Genomic DNA, 321 nt, shown 5'->3' on the forward strand with positions numbered 1-321 from the left:
GGTAGAGCACCTGACTGTTAATCAGGTTGTCGACGGTTCGAGCCCGCCTGCCGGAGATTGGTTAAAAGTGCTAACTCAATTGTTGGCACTTTTGTGTATCTCACCAATGCCGGCTTAGCTCAGCTGGTAGAGCATCGGTATCGTAAACCGAGGGTCACAGGTTCAACTCCTGCAGCCGGCATTATTCTACATAATTGAAAAATAAAAAACAGGAAGTCTATTAGATGATATCTAGTAGACTTCCTGTTTTTTGAAATTAAATTGCGGTTGTTCGTCAACTGTTGTTGGTGAATTCAAATATTAAAGTTCTAATCATTTCGT

Annotated in this window: 1 tRNA gene; it reads left to right on the forward strand. The window is 41.4% G+C overall.

Features of this window, described 5'->3' with window-relative positions:
- Positions 1-108: 108 nt before the first annotated feature.
- Positions 109-181 (forward strand) — tRNA-Thr (locus tag FC85_RS00810).
- The last annotated feature ends 140 nt before the right edge of the window (positions 182-321 follow it).

Origin of the sequence: Lentilactobacillus diolivorans DSM 14421, assembly GCF_001434255.1 — a bacterium.
GTDB lineage: Bacteria > Bacillota > Bacilli > Lactobacillales > Lactobacillaceae > Lentilactobacillus > Lentilactobacillus diolivorans.